Consider the following 19,698-nt stretch of genomic DNA (forward strand, 5'->3'; position numbering starts at 1 on the left):
GTGCGCGTCCTGGCCGCCATGAGCGGGGGAGTGGACTCCGCGGTCGCCGCCGCGCTCGCGGTGGACGCGGGGCACGACGTCACCGGCGTCCACCTCGCGCTGTCGCAGGACCGGCAGGCCCTCCGCAGCGGCTCCCGCGGGTGCTGCAGCGTCGAGGACTCCCACGACGCCCGGCGGGTGGCCGACGAGCTGGGCATCCCGTTCTACGTCTGGGACATGGCCGACCGGTTCACCGAGGACGTCGTCGACGACTTCGTGGCCGAGTACGCCGCCGGCCGCACCCCCAACCCGTGCCTCCGGTGCAACGAGAAGATCAAGTTCTCCGCGGTGCTGGACCGGGCGCGGGCGCTCGGCTTCGACGCCGTGGTCACCGGCCACCACGCCCGGCTGGCCGACGGCGAGCTGCGCCGCTCGGTGGACGCGGCGAAGGACCAGTCCTACGTGCTCGGCGTGCTCACCGCCGACCAGCTGGCCGCGGCGGTGTTCCCGCTCGGTGGCATGACCAAGGACCGCGTGCGGGAGATCGCCGCCGAGCGCGGCTTCGCCGTGGCCACCAAGGCCGACTCGCACGACATCTGCTTCATCCCCGACGGCGACACCCGCGGCTTCCTGGCCCGCCGGCTCGGCAGTCGCCCGGGGCCGGTGGTCGACGCCGCCACCGGTGCCACGGTCGGTGCGCACGAGGGGACCTACGGGTTCACCGTGGGCCAGCGGCGCGGGCTCGGCGTCAGCACCGGCGACCAGGAGCCTCGCTACGTGCTCGGCATCGAGCCGGTGACCCGCACCGTCACCATCGGCACCGCCGAGCTCGCCGGGGTGGACGAGATCACGACGGCGGGGGCGACCTGGACGTCGGCCGCGCCGGCCCTGCCGCTGCGGGCCCAGGTGCAGCTGCGGGCGCACGGGGAGCCGGTGCCCTGCGAGGTCGTCGCGGGCGCCGACGGCGGGCTGGTGATCGCCCTCGACGCGGTGCAGCGCGGGGTGGCGGCCGGGCAGTCCGCCGTCCTCTACGAGCCCGACGCCGTGCGCGGTGACCGCGTCCTGGGCCAGGCCGCGATCCGCGCCACCCGCAGGCGGCCGGCCGCGGTCGGTCGCTGAGGCGGACCACCGGACGGCTACCGTCGCCGTCGTGACCACCCCGCCCGATCCCCCCGCCCTCGTCCTGCCCGGCGGGGACGGCGCTGCGGAGCCGGTCCCGGCTCCTGAGCCGTGGGGAGGTGCCTCCGGCGTCGGATCGCTGCCCGGCGCCGACCCGGCCGAGGCGCTGCGCACGGTGGTGGGGGAGCTGCCGGGGTTCGCGCACCTGCCCGAGCTGCCCGGCCGCGGGCCGGGCGCGGACATGCTCGGCCGCTCGGCCGCGCTGCTGGTCGACCTCGCCGTGGACCTGACGCCGGCCGGCTGGCGGCTGGTCCCGCGGCCCGGGATCGACCACCAGCGGGCCGAGGAGTTCCTGGCCCGCGACCTCGACGCGCTGCACGACGTCGCCGAAGGGTGGACCGGCCCGTTCAAGGTGCAGGCCGCCGGGCCGTGGACGCTGGCCGCCGGCCTCGAGCGCACCCGCGGGGACCGGGCCGTCGTCGACCCGGGCGCCCGCCGCGACCTCGCGCAGTCCCTGGCCGAGGGCCTCGCCGCCCACGTGGCCGCCGTGCGGGCCCGGGTGCCCGGCGCGCGGGTCGTGGTGCAGCTCGACGAGCCGTCGCTCCCGGCCGTCCTGCAGGGCGGGCTGCCCACCGCCAGCGGGTTCGGGAAGCTCGGGGCCGTGGCGGCCGACGTGGTGGAGCAGGAGCTGGCCGCGGTGATCCGGGCCCTGCCCGGCCCGGTGGTCGTGCACTGCTGCGACCGGCGGGTGCCGCTGGACCTGCTCCGCGCCGCCGGCGCCGGCGGCCTCTCCTTCGACCTCGGCCTCGTCCAGGACCTGGACGCGGTCGGCACCGCGGTCGAGGCCGGCGTGCACCTGCTGCCCGGCGTCGTGCCGGGCACCGATGCGACCCTGCCGGCGCCGAAGGCGACGGCCTCCCGGGTGGCGGCCTGGTGGCGCGAGCTCGGCTTCCCCGCGGACGACCTGCCGGCCGCGGTCACCCTGACCCCGGCGTGCGGGCTGGCCGGGGCGACGCCCGCCTACGCCCGCGCGGCGATGCGGCAGGTCCGCGAAGCGGCGAAGTACCTGCTGCCGGAGTAGCTCAGTCCAGGACCGCGACGGCGATGCCGACAGCGGCGGCGACCAGGACCGCCAGCACCGCGAGCGCCTGCAGCGACGGCGGCATCCGGGCGAACGCCGGCCGGTCCCGGAGGAGGGCCAGGAGAACCATGCCGAGGAGGCCGCCGATGCCGAGGAACGGGGCGGCGAAGGCTGCCGCGAGGCCCACGCCGTCGGCCGGCGTCACGGAGCAGCCGAACCCGATGCCGGTGCACTGGCCGTCCGCGTTCTCGTCCGGCAGCACCAGCGAGCCGACGACCACGGCCAGCGCCGGGAGCAGCCAGAGCACGCCCAGGACGTACCAGTAGGCGCGGGCGCCCGGCCTCCGGTCGCTGAGCGGGGAAGTCATGCCGCGCATCCTGGCCCATCCCGGTGCCGCGCCAGGTCCGTGACGCGGCGAAGTGCCCGCCGGCTGACCGACGGTCACGACCCGCCGGGAAATGAGTCGGCCGGACCGGGCCGCAGCACCTAGCCTGCCGCCGTGTTCACGACATCGGTCGACGGCGTCCCGGTCTTCTTCGCCCAGGGCCCGCCGCCGCTGAGCGCCGGTCTGGTCTTCGGCGTCGGCCGCCGCGACGAGACCTTCGTGGGGGGCGGGATCACCCACCTCGTCGAGCACCTGGTCATGCGCGCGGTGGGGCGGACCGCCATCGAGGTGAACGCCTCGGTGGACCTGACCAGCACCGAGTTCACCGCCAGCGGGCCTGCCGACCACGTCGTGGCGTTCCTGCACGCCGTCTGCGGCGCCCTCGGGAACCTGCCGGTCGCCGAGCTGGCCGTGGAGGCCGACGTCCTCCGCGCCGAGGGCGGGACCGTCGCGCCCCCGGCCGTCGCCCTCCTGCTGGGTGAGCTCTACGGCAGTCGTGGTGCGGGGCTCGCCGCGTCACGGGAGCCCGGCGTCCGGGCACTCGGCCCGGAGGACGTGCGGGGCTGGGTGCGTCGGTTCTTCACCCGCGGGAACGCGGCGCTGTGGCTGACCGGCCCGGTCCCGGAGGGCCTGCGGCTACCGCTCCCGGAGGGGCCGGCGCCCGAGCGTGCCGCGCAGCCCCGGCTCGCGCCCGCCACGCCGGCCTGGGGCCAGATCCCGGTCGAGGAGCGGGTGACCCTCGGGGCGGAGGTTCCTCCGCATCCGGCGCTGACCGCGACCATGGGCGTACTCCGGACGCGGGTGGAGGACGAGCTCCGGCACCGCCGGGGCGTCGCCTACTCCATCGAGCTGGACAGACCGGCCGTCGACGCGTCGACCCGGGTTGCGGTGCTGACCACGGACGTGCGCCCCGGCCACGAGGCGTTCGCGGCGCAACTGATCTGGCGGGAACTGCACCGGCTGGCCGACCTCGGGCCCGAACCTGCGGAGATCGAACGGGAGCGTGCGGAGGTCACGGCGTTCCTCGACGACCCGCGGGCGGACCTCGAGGAGGCGTGCGCGACGGCGCACGCGACCGTGACCGGGATCCCGGTCATCGCCGCCGCCGAGCTGCGGCGGAACGCCGCGGAGCTCAGCGGGGACGCCGTCCGCGAGGTCGCGGGCGCGCTGCTCGCCTCCGCCGTGCTGCTGGTGCCGGCGGACACGGACCCGCGGCTACCGGGCCTCGTCCGGCTGCCCGAGTGGTCGGCGGACGTGGTGACCGGACGCGTCTTTCCCCGCAAGCGGCTGCGCGGCGTGCCCAAGGAGGCGCGGCTGGTCGTCGGCGACGAGGGTGCGACCCTCGTCCTGGACGAGGACCGGCTGATCACCGTCCGCTGGCGCGAGGCGGTCGGACTGGTCCGGCAGGGCCCCGACGAGTGCCTCCTCGTCGGGCCGGACGGCTTCAGCCTGCCGCTGTCGGCGGAGGACTGGCGCAACGGTGCGGAGGCCCTCGCCCTCGCCCTCGCGGCGGTTCCCGAGGAGCTCCAGGTCGTCGACGACGACGCCCTCGACGACGGGCTGCTGCTGCTGCGCGCTCCCGCCCACCGGGTCCGCGAGGCGGTGGCCCACGAGAGGTACGGAGCGCGCCTGGTCGCCAACGGGGAGTGGACCGCGGTCCTGCCCGAGGGCGGCCGGACGGCCGAGTCCGTCGCCGACGACCTGTCCGCCGTGCTCGGCCGGGGAACCACGGGCCTGGTCCTGCGCCGCTCCCACGTCGACGTCGGCTACGTGCTGCTGCGCGGGGCCAAGGAGGTCGACCGGCACGGCTGGGGGGCCTCGCCCGGGAATCCGCAGCTGCTCGCACGGGCCACCGGACGGCCGGACGCCCACACGGCCCACCTGCTGGGCGTCGTCGGGACGACGGACGAGATCCTGCAGCACGTCGTCCTCGCCCTGGGGCTGCCACTCGAGGTACCCGCCCTGATGGCGGGCGCTGAACCCACGCGCGCCGAGCGCGTCGAGGGGCAGGGCATCGCGGGCGCCTTCCGTGCCTCCGTGCGGGGCGACTTCGTCGGCCCGGAGGGCAGCGGCGGCCCCGTGGACCGGTGGATGCGGCTGACGCACACCCGGCCGGGCTGGTACCGGGCGGCCAACGCGTGCGGTGCGCTGCTGGCCGCCGCGGTGCTCTACGCCCTCGTCACCGTTCCCGACCTCCTCGACGGCGGCTTCGGGGAGATCGCGGTCTGGGTGCTGGCCGGTTCCGGTCTGGTGAACTGCCTGTGGGAGACCCGTCCACCGCGGCGGCCCGGGCCGGCCGGGCCGACGGTGGAGGACCGGCCGGTGGAGGAGCCGCGGCCCACGCCGACCCGGTGAGCGCCGGCGCGCGCCACGGGCGGGTGAGGGCCGGTTGGACGTCGTACCCGCCGGATACCGTTCGTCCGTGAGCACCGACGCCGACCTCGTCGAACCGTCCGTCACCCCGGTGGCCGACCGCGAGGACCTCACCGAGGTTCCCGACGACGCGCGCACGCGGCATCGCGACATGGCCGAGGAGCTGGACCGGTACGCGTTCGCGTACTACGTCCGGGACGAGCCGCTGATCAGCGACGGCCAGTACGACGAGCTGATGGGCGAGCTCAAGGCGCTGGAGGCCGCGCACCCCGCGCTGGTCAGCCCCGACTCGCCGAGCCAGAAGGTCAACGGCGGGTTCACCGCGACGTTCGCCCCGGTGCAGCACCTGGAGCGCATGCAGAGCCTGGACAACGCGTTCAGCAGCGACGAGCTGTCGGCCTGGGCCGCCCGCGCCGAGCGGGAGGGCGCCGCCGGGGCGGGCTACCTGTGCGAGCTGAAGGTCGACGGCGTGGCCGTCGACCTGGTCTACGAGCAGGGCCGGCTGGTCCGCGCGGCCACCCGTGGGGACGGGACCACCGGGGAGGACGTCACGGCGAACGTCCGCACCATGGCCGACGTCCCCCAGCAGCTGACCGGGCCCGACGTCCCGGAGCTGCTGGAGGTCCGCGGCGAGATCTACTTCCCCGTGGAGGCCTTCGCCGAGGTCAACGCGGGCATGGTCGAGGCGGGCAAGCCGCCGTTCGCCAACCCGCGCAACGCGGCCGCGGGCTCGCTGCGGCAGAAGGACCCGAAGGTGACGGCCACCCGCCCGCTGCGGCTGGTGGTGCACGGGCTGGGTGCCCGGAAGGGCTTCGAGCCGGACCGCCAGTCCGCGGCCTACGACGGGCTGCGCGCCCTCGGCCTGCCGGTGAGTGACCGGTTCGAGGTGGTGGACGACCTCGAGGGCGTGTGGGCCTACATCGAGCGCTACCGCGAGCAGCGGCACTCGGTCGCGCACGAGATCGACGGCGTGGTGGTGAAGGTCGACCAGGTGGCGCTGCAGCGCCGGCTCGGGTCGACGTCCCGGGCCCCGCGCTGGGCGATCGCCTTCAAGTACCCGCCGGAGGAGGCGACCACGAAGCTGCTCGACATCCGGGTCAACGTCGGGCGCACCGGCCGGGTCACCCCGTTCGCGTACATGGAGCCGGTGAAGGTCGCCGGCTCCACGGTGCAGCTGGCGACCCTGCACAACGCGAGCGAGGTCGTGCGCAAGGGCGTGCTCATCGGCGACACCGTCGTCATCCGCAAGGCCGGCGACGTCATCCCCGAGGTGCTCGGGCCGGTCGCCGCCGCCCGCACCGGCGACGAGCGCGCGTTCGTCATGCCCACGCACTGCCCCGAGTGCGGCACCGAGCTGCGGCCCGAGAAGGAGGGCGACGCCGACATCCGCTGCCCCAACGCCCGGTCCTGCCCCGCCCAGCTCCGGGAGCGGGTCTTCCACGTCGCCGGCCGGGGTGCGTTCGACATCGAGAACCTGGGTTACGAGGCCGCGATCGCGCTGCTGCAGAGCTCCCTGCTGACCGACGAGGGCGACCTGTTCTTCCTCGACGAGGAGCAGCTCCAGCGCTCGGCGTTCTTCACGAAGAAGAACGGCACGCTCTCGGCCAACGGCGCCAAGCTGCTGGTGAACCTGCAGACCCGCAAGGACGTCCCGCTGTGGCGGGTGCTCGTCGCGCTGTCGATCCGGCACGTCGGCCCGACGGCGGCGCAGGCGCTGGCCCGCGACTTCCGCTCGATGGACCGCCTCATGGCCGCCACCGAGGAGGAGCTCGCCGCCGCCGACGGCGTCGGTCCCACGATCGCGAAGTCGGTGCGCGACTGGTTCGGCGTCGACTGGCACTGCGCCGTCGTGGAGAAGTGGCGGCACGCCGGGGTCCGCATGGCCGACGCCGCGGACGACGTCCCGCCCGGGCCGCTCACCGGCGTCACCGTCGTGGTCACCGGCTCGCTGCGCGACCACAGCCGCGACCAGGCGATCGCCGCGATCCAGGAGCGCGGGGGCAAGGTCACCGGCTCGGTGTCGAAGAAGACCGGCTTCGTCGTCGTGGGCGCCGACCCCGGGAGCAAGTACGACAAGGCGGTGCAGGTGAAGGCGCCGGTCCTCGACGACGACGGCTTCCGGGTGCTGCTCGAGGAGGGGCCGGAGGCCGCCCGCGAGGTGGCGACCATCGGCGACGGCTCGGAGTAGCCGGCCCGGGCCGGGTTGACCGGCCCGCGGTGGCTGCCTAGGTTCTGGTCGGCTGATGCGGCCGGCCGCTCGCGCCCCTCCGGGGTCTGGTGAACGCATCGAGGCACCGTCTGATCCGTCGACCGGTCCACCACGGCGAACGAGTCGGCAACGCGAGCACTGACGCGCACCGACGGTTCGCCGATCGGAGGATCCATGTCGGGTACCGACCCGGGCTCCGCGCCCGGCAGCCTGCGCGCCAAGCAGATGGCCGTGAGGCTCCGCGCCGACCTGCGCGCGCACCACGCGGTCGAGCTCACCCACGGCCAGTGCCTGGAGCTGGTGGCCCGCCAGCACGGCGCGGCCGACTGGAACACCCTGGTCGCCCGGCCTCCCCGCGGCACGGCGGAGGTCCCGTGGGGAGCGGCCGGGGCCACGATCCCGGTGCTCCGGATCTTCTCCGTGGCGGCGGCGCTGCAGTTCTACGTGGACTTCCTGGGGTTCCAGCTGGACTTCGGAGGGCCGTCGGGCGGCCCGGGCACGCCCTACTACGGACAGGTCACCCGGGCGGCCACCACGGTGCACCTCACCGAGGTCCCCTACGCCCCCGGCGTCGGGGCGACGGTGCTGGTCTGGGTCACGGGGCTGGACCGGCTCCGGGCCGAGCTCGACGCCCGACGGGCGGAGGTGCCGGTCTGGGGTCCGGCGGTCTGGGTCCCCGAGATCGAGCAGGCCCCGTGGGGAGCCCGCGTGCTGACCCTCGCCGATCCGTTCGGCAACCACCTGCACCTCAACGAGCCCGACGACGCCGACGCCCGGCGGGTGCTGCCGGCGTGGGGAGGAGCCGGGTCCGGCGGCTGACCGCCGGGTGGTCGACGACCGGGGTGGGACGCCGGCGGCGGTGAGGTCAGGTCGGCGGGAGGTGGGTGACCGTGGCCGCGATACCGGTCAGGTGCGCCAGCCGGAGCAGCTCCGAGCGGCGGAACGCCGGGCCGCCCGATCGGCCGACGACCACCGCGCGCGTCCCGGTGCCCGACGGCGCGGCCATCATCTCGATGGCCATCTCCTGCCAGCGCTCGGGCAGCCACGCGTCGTCGCTGGGCAGCAGCACCGGCCCGCCCAGCGGCAGCCACGGCAGCGTGAGACCGGTGAACTCCGGTGCCGCCTCCGACGCCGCCACCACGGCCGAGGCGTCCAGCGGCGCCGGCTGGCCGGCACCGTCGAGGATCACCGCCCACCCGCTGTGGAAGACCCGGGGCAGCTCGGCGACCAGCACGCCGGCCGCCGTCCCGTCGCCGCCGCGGGCCAGGGCGTCGAGCAGCTCCAGCTCCCGGTGGGTGTCCAGCGGGCCGGCGAACGGCCGCAGCGACTCCACCTGCACCCCCGGCACCGCCTGCGCGACCGTGATCAGGCTGTCGGGCAGCCGGTCGGCCGGGAGGTCGACGACCACGTCGTCCACGGCGATGCCGTGGCCCCGCTCGAGGACGTCGAGGGAGACGATGTCGATGCCGGCCGCGCCCAGCGCGGACGCCACCGAGCCGAGGATGCCGGGGCGGTCGGGCAGCACCAGTCGCAGGAGATAGGACACGCATCCTCCGGGGAGCCTCGCCGGTCCGGCCGATCTCCGTCGATCGCGGTCAGCCGCAGCCTCTCACGCCGACGGGTGGCCGGAAGGCCCCACGTACAGTGTCCCGGTCACGTCCCGGGCCGAGAGCGGGCCGACGGGCACTGCCGAAGTGGAGTTCTCCCGCAGCATGAGCACCCCCTCCCCGAAGGGCCGGCTGACCCGCGACGAGGTGGCGCACCTGGCGCACCTGTCCCGGCTGGCGTGCAGCGACGAGGAGCTCGAGCTCTTCGCCGGTCAGCTCGCCGCCGTGCTGGACGCCGTCGCGCAGGTCGGCAAGGCCGACGTCGCCGACGTCGCCCCCACGACGCACGCGGTGCCGATGACCAACGTCATGCGGCCCGACGTCGCCCGTCCGAGCCTGCCCCGCGACGCCGTCCTGGCCGGCGCGCCCGCCGCGGAGGACGACCGGTTTCGCGTGCCGCGCATCCTGGGGGAGGAGGCGTGAGCTCTCCCGACCTGACCACCACCAGCGCCGCCGACCTGAGCCGCGCACTCCAGGCGGGGGAGCTGAGCTCCGCCGAGGTCACCCGCGCCTACCTCGACCGGATCGCGACCGAGGACGGCGCGCTGGGTGCCTACCTGCACGTCGACGCGGAGGCCGCGCTGGCGACCGCCGGCGCCGTCGACGCCGCCCGGGCCGAGGGCCGCGAGCTGGGCCCGCTGGCCGGTGTCCCGCTGGCGCTCAAGGACGTCGTCGTCACCGAGGGCGTGCCCACCACCAGCGGCTCGAAGATCCTCGAGGGCTGGCGCCCGCCGTACGACGCCACCCTGGCCGCGAAGCTCAAGACCGCGGGCACCGTGCTGCTCGGCAAGACCAACATGGACGAGTTCGCCATGGGCTCCTCCACGGAGAACTCCGCCTACCGGGTCACCCGCAACCCGTGGGACCACGACCGGATCCCCGGCGGCTCGTCGGGCGGGTCCTCCGCGGCGGTCGCCGGCGGGCTGGCCCCCTGGTCGATCGGTACCGACACCGGTGGCTCGATCCGGCAGCCGGCCGCGCTCACCGGGCTGGTCGGGCACAAGCCCACCTACGGCTCGGTGTCGCGGTACGGGCTGATCGCCTTCTCCTCGAGCCTGGACCAGGCCGGCCCGATGACCCGCACCGTCCTGGACGCGGCGCTGCTGCACGAGGCCATCGCCGGCCACGACACCTACGACTCGACGAGCATCGACTGCCCCATTCCCGTGCTGGCCGAGGCGGCCCGCCGCGGCGCCGGGGGAGAGCTCGCCGGCCTGAAGGTGGGCGTCGTCCGCGAGCTGGGCGGGGAGGGGCACACCGAGGGGTACGAGCAGGGCGTGCTCGACCGCTTCCGGGAGGCGGTGGCCCTGCTGGAGAGCATGGGTGCGGAGGTGCGGGAGGTCTCCTGCCCGGCCTTCGACCTCGCGCTGCCGGCCTACTACCTGATCGCGCCCAGCGAGGCCTCGTCCAACCTGGCTCGCTTCGACGGGGTCCGCTACGGGCTCCGCGTGGGCGACGACGGCAGCCGCGACCTCGACGAGGTCATGGCGCTCACCCGCGAGCAGGGCTTCGGCGCCGAGGTGAAGCGCCGGATCATCCTGGGCAGCTACGCGCTGTCGGCCGGCTACTACGACGCCTACTACGGCCAGGCCCAGAAGGTGCGCACGTTGATCGGCCGCGACTTCACCGCCGCGTTCAGCACCGACGACGGCCTGGGCCTCGACGTGCTGGTCAGCCCGACCACCCCCACGGTCGCGTTCCCGATCGGGTCCCGGGTCGACGACCCGATCGCCATGTACGCCGCGGACCTGTGCACGCTGCCGGCGAGCCTCGCCGGGGTGCCGGCCATCTCGGTGCCCTGCGGGCTGTCCGAGGGGCTGCCGGTGGGCTTCCAGATCATGGCCCCGGCGCTCGCCGACGACCGCTGCTACCGCGTCGCCGCCGCGCTGGAGGCGGCGCAGGACGCCGCCCGCGGGCACCGGCTGCTGGACGAGCTGGGCCGCCTCGGCTCGAAGGAGGACACGCCCTCATGAGCACCGACACCCTGGTCGACTTCGACGAGCTGCTCACCCGCTACGAGCCGGTGATCGGGCTGGAGACCCACGTCGAGCTGGGCACCGCGTCGAAGATGTTCTGCGGCTGCTCCACCACCTTCGGCGCCGAGCCCAACACCCAGACCTGCCCGGTGTGCCTGGGGCTGCCCGGGTCGCTGCCCGCGGCGAACGAGGCCGCCATCGAGGCGACCATCCGGATCGGGCTGGCGCTCGGCTGCCGCATCGCCACCTGGTCCCGGTTCGCGCGCAAGAACTACTTCTACCCGGACATCCCCAAGGGCTTCCAGACCAGCCAGTACGACGAGCCGCTCTGCACCGCGGGGCACCTGGACGTCGAGGTCGACGGCGAGATCTACCGGGTGGAGATCGAGCGGGTGCACCTGGAGGAGGACACCGGCAAGAACCTGCACGTCGGTGGCTCCACCGGGCGCATCCACGGGGCCGACCACTCGCTGGTCGACTACAACCGGGCCGGCATCCCGCTCGTCGAGATCGTCACCCGGCCCGTTCCAGGCGCCGGCGCCAAGGCGCCGGAGGTGGCGCGTGCCTACGTCACGGAGCTGCGGGAGATCCTGCTCGCCCTCGGCGTCTCCGAGGTGCGGATGGAGCAGGGCAACCTGCGCTGCGACGTGAACACCTCCCTGGCGCCGACCGGCAGCCTGGAGTGGGGCACCCGCACGGAGACCAAGAACGTCAACTCGCTGCGGTCGGTGGAGCGCTCGGTGCGCTTCGAGATGCGCCGGCAGGCCGCCGTCCTGGACGCCGGTGAGCGCGTGGTGCAGGAGACCCGTCACTTCCACGAGGACACCGGCAGTACCTCGCCCGGGCGCAGCAAGGAGGAGGCGACCGACTACCGGTACTTCCCCGAGCCCGACCTGGTGCCCATCGCCCCCGACGAGGAGTGGGTCGAGAAGCTGCGGGTCGCCCTCCCGGAGCTCCCCGCCGCCCGCCGGGTGCGCCTGCAGCAGGAGTGGGGCATCTCGCCGACCGAGATGGCGTGGCTGGTCAACGCCGGCGCCGTCGAGCTGGTCAGCGACACGGTGGCCGCCGGCGCCTCCCCGGGCGACGCGCGCAAGTGGTGGCTGGGCGACCTCGCCCGCCGGGCCAACGACGCCGGGACCGACCTCGGCGAGCTGGCCATCAGCCCGGCGCAGGTGGCCGAGCTGATCGGCCTCGTCTCGGCCGGCACGATCAACGACCAGCTGGCCCGGCAGGCGCTCGACGGCGTGCTCGCCGGCGAGGGCGACCCGGCGGCCGTCGTCGAGGCCCGCGGCCTGGCCGTCATGGGCGAGTCCGACGAGCTGGTCGCCGCGGTCGACGCGGCCATCGAGGGGAACCCCGACGTCGCCGAGAAGGTGCGCGGCGGCAAGGTGCAGGCCATCGGCGCGTTGGTCGGCGCGGTCATGAAGACCACCCGCGGGAAGGCCGACGCCGCGACCGTGAAGCGGATGCTCGAGGAGCGCCTGGTCAGCAGTTGAGGTCGGGACTCTCCGGGCACCACGTCACGCCGAGTGGGGCCCGGAGGGTCCCGCGCAGCCGTGACTCAGCGGCTCAGCTCACCGGGGGACGGCATGTGGCCGCGGTGCGATCCGGAGGATCGCAATGTCAGAGCGGGGAGGTGGGCTGGCCGCCCGGCGGCTGGATCCGCAGCACCTTGTCGTCGTCCTCTGCCGGGGTGCCGATCCCGTCCCGGTTGGACGTCGTCACCCACAGCGCGCCCTGGGCGTCGAGGACGACCGTGCGCAGCCGGCCGTAGCTGCCCCCGAGGACCTCGTCGCCGGCGCCGTCCACCGGCACGCCGTTCTCGTCGAGGGTGATGACGTGCACCCGCTGACCGTCCAGCGCGCCCAGGAACACGGTGCCGTTGGCGACGGCGCAGCCCCCGAGCCCGCCCTCGGCGGGCGCGATCTCGAGCAGCGGGGCGCCGTCGCCGGCCGCGGTGACCACGTCGAACTCGTCCGCCCCCTGGCGGGCCTCGTCGGTGGCGTAGAGGCGCTCCTCGTCCTGGCACAGGGCGGTGACGTCGCGGTGGCCCCGGCTGAACACCGGGTCGGCGCCCAGGACCGGCCGGCCGAAGATGTCGATCCGCAGCACCTTGCCGGCCAGGGACGCCGGGTCGGCGGCCAGCGCGGGGTCCCCGGCGTCACCGGTGCCGACGTAGAGCGCGCCGTCGGCGCCGGTCAGCAGGCCACCGCCGTTGCCGGTCTCCCCGCGGGGGATCCCGGTGAGCACCGGGTTCGGCGTGCCGCCGATCGGGAACCGCACCACCCGGTTGTCGGTGGCGGTGGAGACGTAGGCGAACAGCAGCCCGTCCTCGGCGAAGGTGGGGGAGAGGGCCAACCCCAGCAGGCCGCCGTCACCGGCGGTGTCGATGCCAGGGACGGTCATGAGCTCCCTGGCCGGGGACCGGTCGGGGAAGACCTGGAGCAGCCGCCCGGTGTCCCGCTCGCCGACGATCGCCGTGCCGTCCGGCAGCAGCACCAGGCCGGTCGGGATGCTCAGACCGGAGGCGACGACGTTCGGGTCGCCCTCCTGCTCGCCCGATCCGGGCTGCGCGGGGTCCACCGGCGCCGGGGCGGTGGGCGCCGGCGGCCCCACCTCCGGCGGGGCGCCCTCGGGCAGCGGGCGGAACGGGCCGGCGGGCTCGTAGCCGCCGTTCCCGCAGGCGGTCAGCAGCAGCCCGGCGAACAGAGCGACGACCACCCGTGGCGCGCGCCGCACGCTCGTCCGCCTCACCGGGCCCAGAGTACGTGCGCCGCCGGCCGATGGCCGTCCTCCGGCGGCGCGGACGCCGGTGGCTAGCGTGGGGGCGTGACCATCCTGGAGCTCGGCGCGGACGAGACCCTGCACGTGCTGGTGCCCTCCCGGCGGCTGGCGGAGGCGGTGGAGGCCTTCTCGCCGCGGGTCCGGGCGCACCGGGTGAGCGCCGAGGACGGCCCACCGCAGGGGGAGGCCGCCCTGGCCCAGATGTGGGTGCACTCCCGCGGGTCCGTGCCGCTGCCCGAGGGCTTCCTCGAGGCGCTGCCGCGGCTGCGGCTCGTGCAGCTGACCAGCGCCGGCGCCGAGGGGGTGGTGGGGCGGCTCCCCGAGGGCCTGGTGCTGTGCAACGCCCGCGGCGCGCACACGCCGTCGACCGCGGAGTGGGTCATGGCTGCCACGCTGGCCGCCCAGCGGGGGCTGCCCTCGTTCGTGCGCGAGCAGGACGCCGGCCGGTGGTCGTTCGCCACGCACTCGACCCTCGTGGGCGCGCGGGTGCTGGTGATCGGGGCCGGCGACATCGGGACGGCGGTCGGCCGGATGCTCAGCGGGTTCGACGTGCAGCTCACCTACGTGGCGCGCAGCCCGCGCCCCGGCGTGCGGACGGTCGACGAGCTGCCGGAGCTCCTGCCCCAGGCCGACGTCGTGGTGCTCCTCGTCCCCCTGACCGCGGAGACCACCGGGCTGGTCGACGCGGAGTTCCTCGCCGCGATGCCCGACGGGGCGCTGCTGGTCAACGCCGCCCGCGGACCGGTCGTCGACACCGACGCCCTGCTGGCCGAGCTCACCGCGGGGCGGCTGCGGGCCGCGGTGGACGTGACCGATCCCGAGCCGCTGCCCGCCGACCACCCGCTCTGGCGTGCCCCCGGCCTGCTGCTCACCCCGCACGTCGCCGGCGAGGTGCCGCAGACCGGGCAGCGGGCGCTCGCGGCGGTCACCGCCCAGATCGGCCGGATCCTGGCCGGGGAGCCGCTGGCCGACGTCGTCGGCGACTACTGAGCCCGGTCGCCCCCGGGCCGGGACGGCGGCGCGGAGACGTCGATGCGCCCGCCGGAGGCGGCGGCGAGCGCGGGCAGGTCGCGCGCCCGCAGCACCGGCAGCCGCACCTCGGTCGCCGCGGTGGTCACCAGCCAGAGGTCGCCCCGCTCGCCCACGCGGATGCCGGCCAGCTCGGTCCAGGGGACGGTGCGGGCCCCCAGCACCGCCCGCGCGGTGACCCCGTCGTCGGTGACGTCGACCCCCCGGCGCAGCACGGCGACCGCGACGGCGACCGGCACCAGCAGGAGCAGCAGCGTCCACCACGTCGCCGCGGCGGTCGGGAGGATGCACAGGGCCAGCACGACGACGGGGATCAGGGCGCTGCGCGGCATCTGGAACCGGGCGGGAGAGCTCACGGCCGGCGATCCTCCCACCCCGGGCTGGTCGTCCGGTCCGGCCGCAGGCCTACCATCCCCGAGCGTGACGATCGGCGAGGACCTCATCCCCGGCAACGAGCCCGCGAGCGGGACGCACAGCCCGCTGAAGCCGCGCAGCTACGAGGTGACCGACGGCGACGCGAAGGCGCCGGCGCGGGCCATGCTGCGGGCGGTCGGCATGGGCGACGAGGACTTCGCCAAGCCGCAGATCGGCGTGGCCTCGTCCTGGAACGAGATCACCCCCTGCAACCTCTCCCTGGACCGGCTGGCCAAGCGGGCCAAGGAGGGTGTGTTCGCCGCGGGCGGCTACCCGCTGGAGTTCGGCACCATCTCCGTCTCCGACGGCATCTCGATGGGCCACGAGGGCATGCGCGCCTCGCTGGTGTCGCGCGAGGTCATCGCCGACTCGGTCGAGACGGTCATGTTCGCCGAGCGGCTCGACGGCTCGGTGCTGCTCGCCGGCTGCGACAAGTCGCTGCCCGGCATGCTCATGGCGGCCGCGCGGCTGGACCTGGCCAGCGTGTTCCTGTACTCCGGCTCCACGCTGCCCGGCAAGCTCGCCGACCGGGACCTCACGATCATCGACGTCTTCGAGGGCGTGGGCGCCTGCGCCCGCGGGCTGATCACCCGCGAGGAGCTGGTCGAGATCGAGAAGGCGGCCTGCCCGGGGCAGGGCTCGTGCGGCGGCATGTACACCGCCAACACCATGGCCAGCGTCGCGGAGGCGCTCGGGATGGCGCTGCCGGGCAGCGCGGCCCCGCCCGCCCCCGACAGCCGGCGCGACGCCTACGCGGTGGCCTCCGGCGAGGCGGTCGTCAACCTGCTGCGCAAGGGCATCACCGCGCGCCAGATCATGACGAAGGAGGCGTTCGAGAACGCCATCACGGTCGTCATGGCGCTCGGCGGCTCCACCAACGCCGTCCTGCACCTGCTGGCGATCGCGCACGAGGCGCAGGTCGAGCTGACGCTGGACGACTTCAACCGGATCGGCGACCGCACCCCGCACCTGGCCGACGTCAAGCCGTTCGGTCGCTTCGTCATGACCGACATCGACCGCGTCGGCGGCGTCCCGGTCGTGCTCCGCGCGCTGCTGGACGCCGGCCTGCTGCACGGCGACACCCTCACCGTCACCGGGAAGACGATGGCCGAGAACCTCGCCGACATCGCGCCGCCGGACCTCGACGGCACGATCGTGCACGCGATGGACAACCCGATCCACAAGACCGGCGGACTGACGATCCTGCGCGGCTCGCTGTCCCCGGAGGGGGCGGTGGTGAAGTCGGCCGGCTTCGACGCCGACGTCTTCGAGGGCACCGCCCGGGTCTTCGACGGGGAGCAGGGCGCGATGGACGCCGTCACCGAGGGCACGCTGGAGCCCGGTGACGCCGTGGTGATCCGGTACGAGGGCCCGCGCGGCGGCCCAGGCATGCGGGAGATGCTCGCCGTCACCGGCGCGATCAAGGGCGCCGGGCTGGGCAAGGACGTCCTGCTGCTGACCGACGGCCGGTTCTCCGGCGGCACCACGGGCCTGTGCATCGGTCACGTCGCGCCCGAGGCCGCCGACGGCGGTCCGATCGCCTTCGTGCGCGACGGCGACCGCATCCGCCTGGACCTGGTCCACCGCACGCTGGACCTGCTGGTCGACGCCGACGAGCTGGCCCGCCGGGCCGACGGCTGGGAGCCCCTGCCGCCGCGCTACACCACCGGCGTGCTCGGCAAGTACGCCAAGCTCGTCGGCTCGGCCGCGCAAGGCGCGATCTGCGGCTGACCCCCCAAGGGGTGAGGGGGAGGACACCCCGGCTCATCGGGCCCTCCCGGAGTGCCGATCCAGGGTCCGTGACCGCGCGTCGTCCCACCTCGCCCCCCGAGGGGCTCGTGGGACCTCCGTCCGCGCCGTTCGCACCCGCGCCACGCCTCGCGGCGCCGGTGCCCACCGTCTCCGCCCGCGAGGACGCCCGGTCGCGCCGGGAGTCGGCCGTCGCGACGGCCGCCCTGGCCGTCCTGGGCCTCGCGGCCCTGGCCGTGCGCGGCCTGCCGCAGCTGACGCCGCTGCTGCTGGCGCTCGCCTCCGCCCTGGCCGCCGTCGTGGTGGCCCGGCACGCCGGCCGGCTGGACCGCCGGTCGCGGCGGCCCTGGCGCGCGCTGACGGTCGTCGCCGGCCTGCTCGTCGCCGCGCAGCTGCTGTACGTGCTCGACCCGGCCGGTGGCCCGGGGTTGAGCGCCTGGGCGCAGCTGCCCCAGGTCCCCGCCGTCCCCCTGGCGGTCGCCGCCTGCCTGCTCCTGCTGCCCTCGCGGACCCGCCGGGGCGCGGTGACGCGGGACCTCCTCGACGGCGGGATCGTCCTGGTGGCCGTGGCACTCGCCGCGGCCCTCGTCCTGTCCGACGTCCTGGCGAGCAGCCGGGGCCCGCTCGGCGCGCTGCTCGTCGTCGGCTACCCGGTCACCGCTGCGCTGCTCTCCGGCGTCGCCGTGATGGTCGTGGTCCGGGCCGACGCGCCCCGTCGCCGCGCCGCGTCCTGGCTGCTGGTCACGATGCTCGCGCTGGCGGTGGTCGCCGTCTCCGGCGCGCTGGCCAACGTCGTCGGCGACCGCGCGGCCGGGATCCTGACCGTGCTCGCGTGGACCGCGATGCTGGCGGCCGCCGTCCGGGCCGTGGACAGCGATCCGGGCGTCCCGGAGGCGCACGCCGACGACGCACCCGCCCCGGCGCTGCTGGGCGTCGTCGTCAGCCACGTCACGGCGTACGGCGTGGCCGGGGTCCTCCTCGTCCTGCTGGCCCTCGGGCACGTCCTCACGGCCGTGGAGCTGGTGCTCGGCGGGCTGCTGATCGCGCTCACCTGCATTCGCAGCCTGCTCTGGGCCCGGGACGGCGGCACGCTGATCCGCCGACTGCTCCAGACCGAGGCGTACCTGCGGGCCCTGGCCGCCAGTGCCGAGGACGTGACGGTGATCCTGGACGCCGGCGGCCGGGTGCGCTGGATCTCCGGCGCCGCCGACCGCCAGCTCGGCTGGACCGCGCGTGAGCTCACCGGCCGCCGGCTGGCCGACCTGGTGGAGCCGGCCGACCGCGGCGTCCTCGACCGCGTCGCGGCGGAGGTGACCACGGCGGTGCCCGCGGGCCTGCCGCCGACCGTGCGGCTGCGCAGCCGCGGCGGTCACTGGCGCGACGTGGAGATCTCCGGCGCCGCCCGGGCCGGCGTCCCCGGGACCGCGCTGCGCGACGGCCTGGTCCTGCACCTGCGGGACGTGACCGAGCGCCGCACGGCCCAGCGCGAGCTGGAGCGGATGGCGTTCACCGACTACCTCACCGGGCTGCCCAACCGCGCCCGCTTCGTCGCGGCGCTGGACGACGCCCGCGGGCGGGCGGCCGCGGGGGAGCCCAGCTGCGTGCTGCTCGTGGACCTCGACGGGTTCAAGGCGGTCAACGACGTGGCCGGTCACGAGGCCGGGGACCAGCTGCTGGTCCAGGTGGCCGACCAGCTGCGCGGCGGCGCCCGCGAGCAGGACCTGGTGGCCCGGCTCGGCGGCGACGAGTTCGCCCTCCTGGTGGCCGGCGGCATCGACGAGGCGACCGGGCTGGCCGAGCGGCTGGTCGCGGCGCTGGACCGCACGTTCCGGGCACCGGGACCGCGCGGCACGGGGTCGGGTCCGCGCTTCGCCGTCTCCGGCAGCATCGGGGTGGCCGGGCTGGACCCCGCCGACGACCCGTCGGCCACGGTCCGGCACGCCGATCTCGCGCTCCGGGCGGCCAAGGCGGCCGGGAAGCGCTGCGTGCGCTCCTCCGGCGAGGCGATCGACGCCGCGCTGAGCCGGCGCACCCGGCTGGCCCGCGACCTGCCCGCGGCGTTGGACGAGGGCCAGTTGCGGGTGCTCTACCAGCCCGTCGTCGGCGTGCACGACCGGCGGGTGCTGGGGCTCGAGGCGCTGGTGCGCTGGGAGCACCCGCTCCTGGGCACGATCCCGCCCGACGAGTTCATCCCGCTCGCGGAGGAGGACGGACTGATCGTCCCGCTGCAGCGTTACGTCCTCGGCGTGGCCACCCGCAAGGCCGCCGTCCTGCTGGCCGACGGCTGGGACGTGCAGATGGGTGTCAACGTCTCGGCGCGGCACCTGCAGGCCGGCTGCCTGGCCCCCGACGTGGCCGCGGCGCTGACGGCGGCGCAGCTCCCCGCGGGCAAGCTGATCCTCGAGATCACCGAGTCGGTGCTGCTCGACATGCACGACCGGCTGCTCAGCGACCTCGCGACGCTGCGCGGCATGGGCTGCGTGCTCTCGCTGGACGACTTCGGCGCCGGCTACTCCTCCCTGGCCTACCTCGCCCGGCTGCCCGTGCAGGTGCTCAAGATGGACCGCGAGTTCGTGGCCGGCATCGAGACCGATCCCCGCGTCCGGGTGCTGGTCGCCGGCGTGGTGGAGCTCGGGCGCACCCTCGGCATGGACGTCGTCGCCGAGGGGGTGGAGACCGACGGCCAGCTGGAGCAGCTGCGGGCCATGGACTGCCGCTTCCTGCAGGGCTACCTGTTCGGGCGGCCCATGCCGTTCGAGCAGCTGCGGGCGCTCCTGTCGGGGTTCGACCCCTCGGTCCTCGACGCGGGCGGCCCGGTGGAGCCGGAAGTGGACGCCGGTGTCCATCTGGTGGGACAGGACGGTTGACGGCTGAGGGCCGCCGGGCGCACAGTGTCTGCGTGCCTCGCACCAGCATGCCCGCCGACGCCCGCACCCGCGGCGTCCTCGTACTCGCGTAGCGCGTCCGGTCACCGACCGACGCGCTGACCCTTC

General features: G+C 75.5%; 15 protein-coding genes. 11 read left to right on the plus strand and 4 right to left on the minus strand.

The genetic code is table 11. The features are described from left to right. Both mnmA and BD833_RS16730 read left to right on the plus strand, forming a co-directional pair. Positions 1–1,098, plus strand: a complete 1,098-nt coding sequence (gene mnmA, locus BD833_RS16725) for a tRNA 2-thiouridine(34) synthase MnmA (RefSeq protein ID WP_208092719.1) — start codon at positions 1–3, stop codon at positions 1,096–1,098. Between the two features lie 31 nt (positions 1,099–1,129). Beyond that, a complete protein-coding gene (locus tag BD833_RS16730; protein WP_243737736.1) occupies positions 1,130–2,179 on the plus strand; it encodes a uroporphyrinogen decarboxylase/cobalamine-independent methonine synthase family protein in 1,050 nt (349 codons plus the stop codon). Between the two features lies 1 nt (position 2,180). Here BD833_RS16730 and BD833_RS16735 read toward each other — a convergent pair whose 3' ends face one another. Then, positions 2,181–2,546: a hypothetical protein gene (locus BD833_RS16735; protein WP_166534285.1), complete on the minus strand. Its 366-nt coding sequence runs from the start codon at positions 2,544–2,546 to the stop codon at positions 2,181–2,183. Between the two features lie 132 nt (positions 2,547–2,678). Between BD833_RS16735 and BD833_RS16740 the strand changes: the two genes are divergently transcribed. From BD833_RS16740 to BD833_RS16750, 3 genes are all read left to right on the plus strand, one after another. Further along, positions 2,679–4,919, plus strand: coding sequence for a peptidase M16 family protein (locus BD833_RS16740; RefSeq protein WP_166534286.1), 2,241 nt, complete (start codon positions 2,679–2,681; stop codon positions 4,917–4,919). 67 nt (positions 4,920–4,986) lie between these two features. Next, positions 4,987–7,125 carry an NAD-dependent DNA ligase LigA gene (gene ligA, locus BD833_RS16745; protein ID WP_166534287.1) on the plus strand — a complete coding sequence of 713 codons (2,139 nt, stop codon included), beginning with the start codon at positions 4,987–4,989 and terminating at the stop codon, positions 7,123–7,125. Between the two features lie 195 nt (positions 7,126–7,320). Next, positions 7,321–7,965, plus strand: coding sequence for a glyoxalase superfamily protein (locus tag BD833_RS16750; RefSeq protein WP_208092720.1), 645 nt, complete (start codon positions 7,321–7,323; stop codon positions 7,963–7,965). A 46-nt stretch (positions 7,966–8,011) separates the two neighbouring features. Here the strand turns inward: BD833_RS16750 and BD833_RS16755 are convergent, their stop codons facing one another. After that, entirely contained in the window at positions 8,012–8,692 is a 681-nt protein-coding gene (locus BD833_RS16755) for an ACT domain-containing protein (protein WP_166534288.1), read from the minus strand. A 166-nt stretch (positions 8,693–8,858) separates the two neighbouring features. On the opposite strand from BD833_RS16755, the gene gatC reads away from it, so the two are divergent. From gatC to gatB, 3 genes are read left to right on the plus strand one after another with little or no spacing between them, the layout of a single operon-like run. Further along, positions 8,859–9,176 carry an Asp-tRNA(Asn)/Glu-tRNA(Gln) amidotransferase subunit GatC gene (gatC, locus tag BD833_RS16760; protein ID WP_166534289.1) on the plus strand — a complete coding sequence of 106 codons (318 nt, stop codon included), beginning with the start codon at positions 8,859–8,861 and terminating at the stop codon, positions 9,174–9,176. Beyond that, on the plus strand, positions 9,173–10,726 hold the full coding sequence (gene gatA / locus BD833_RS16765; protein ID WP_166534290.1) for an Asp-tRNA(Asn)/Glu-tRNA(Gln) amidotransferase subunit GatA: 1,554 nt from the start codon (positions 9,173–9,175) through the stop codon (positions 10,724–10,726). The genes gatC and gatA overlap by 4 nt, the downstream gene beginning before the upstream one ends. After that, on the plus strand, positions 10,723–12,225 hold the full coding sequence (gene gatB / locus BD833_RS16770; RefSeq protein ID WP_166534291.1) for an Asp-tRNA(Asn)/Glu-tRNA(Gln) amidotransferase subunit GatB: 1,503 nt from the start codon (positions 10,723–10,725) through the stop codon (positions 12,223–12,225). The genes gatA and gatB overlap by 4 nt, the downstream gene beginning before the upstream one ends. Before the next feature lie 127 nt (positions 12,226–12,352). On the opposite strand, the gene BD833_RS16775 is transcribed toward gatB, so the two are convergent. Then, complete coding sequence (locus tag BD833_RS16775) at positions 12,353–13,483, minus strand: PQQ-dependent sugar dehydrogenase (protein WP_166534292.1); 1,131 nt, start codon at positions 13,481–13,483, stop codon at positions 12,353–12,355. Between the two features lie 75 nt (positions 13,484–13,558). Between BD833_RS16775 and BD833_RS16780 the strand changes: the two genes are divergently transcribed. Next, complete coding sequence (locus BD833_RS16780) at positions 13,559–14,503, plus strand: 2-hydroxyacid dehydrogenase (RefSeq protein WP_208092721.1); 945 nt, start codon at positions 13,559–13,561, stop codon at positions 14,501–14,503. Here the strand turns inward: BD833_RS16780 and BD833_RS16785 are convergent. Then, positions 14,497–14,898, minus strand: a complete 402-nt coding sequence (locus BD833_RS16785; RefSeq protein ID WP_166534293.1) for a PH domain-containing protein — start codon at positions 14,896–14,898, stop codon at positions 14,497–14,499. The two genes, BD833_RS16780 and BD833_RS16785, sit on opposite strands and share 7 nt — an antisense overlap. Before the next feature lie 64 nt (positions 14,899–14,962). On the opposite strand from BD833_RS16785, the gene ilvD reads away from it, so the two are divergent. Continuing rightward, on the plus strand, positions 14,963–16,687 hold the full coding sequence (gene ilvD, locus BD833_RS16790; RefSeq protein WP_208092722.1) for a dihydroxy-acid dehydratase: 1,725 nt from the start codon (positions 14,963–14,965) through the stop codon (positions 16,685–16,687). 158 nt (positions 16,688–16,845) lie between these two features. Beyond that, entirely contained in the window at positions 16,846–19,572 is a 2,727-nt protein-coding gene (locus BD833_RS16795) for a putative bifunctional diguanylate cyclase/phosphodiesterase (protein WP_166534294.1), read from the plus strand. Positions 19,573–19,698 lie beyond the last annotated feature (126 nt).

The sequence above is a fragment of the Blastococcus xanthinilyticus genome (assembly GCF_008124835.1).
GTDB classification, from domain to species: Bacteria; Actinomycetota; Actinomycetes; order Mycobacteriales; family Geodermatophilaceae; genus Blastococcus; species Blastococcus xanthinilyticus.

Coding starts and splice junctions, on each gene's coding strand:
- BD833_RS16735 (WP_166534285.1), bottom strand. CDS start 2,546: ATGACTTCCCCGCTCAGCGACCGGAGGCCGGGCGCCCGCGCCTACTGG.
- BD833_RS16750 (WP_208092720.1), top strand. CDS start 7,321: ATGTCGGGTACCGACCCGGGCTCCGCGCCCGGCAGCCTGCGCGCCAAG.
- gatB (WP_166534291.1), top strand. CDS start 10,723: ATGAGCACCGACACCCTGGTCGACTTCGACGAGCTGCTCACCCGCTAC.
- gatC (WP_166534289.1), top strand. CDS start 8,859: ATGAGCACCCCCTCCCCGAAGGGCCGGCTGACCCGCGACGAGGTGGCG.